The organism is Stenotrophomonas sp. STEN035, from assembly GCF_056759935.1.
In genome coordinates this window covers 1-343 of record NZ_JBRRDY010000089.1, presented here as the reverse complement: position 1 = coordinate 343, position 343 = coordinate 1, and the positions used below count along the sequence as shown (strand labels likewise).

At 69.4% G+C, this 343-nt stretch carries 1 protein-coding gene; it reads left to right on the top strand.

Features of this window, described 5'->3' with window-relative positions; genetic code table 11:
• A partial coding sequence (locus ACVOLL_RS20600) for a transposase (RefSeq protein ID WP_481514569.1) occupies positions 1-343 on the top strand: 343 nt, incomplete at both ends.

The window sequence follows — 343 nt, the reverse complement described above, 5'->3', positions numbered from 1 at the left end:
ACCGCAGGGTAGGGTGCGGTATCAGCTCAAGACGCCGTGGCGCAATGGCACCACGCATGTCGAATGGGATGCGGTGGACTTCATCGCCAAGCTGGCGGCACTGGTCCCGCCGCCACGCGCGCATCTCACCCGCTTCCACGGCGTATTCGCCCCGAACGCGAATCTGCGCGCGCAGGTGACGCCATCGGGGCGCGGCAAGCGGCCTGCGGGCGATGCGGCGCCGGTTGACGCAAGCGCCCACGACGAGCCGCGCAGCCCCGAGCAGAAGCGCCGTGCGATGAGCTGGGCGCAACGGCTCAAGCGGGTCTTTTCCATCGACATCACCACCTGCGCCCACTGCGGC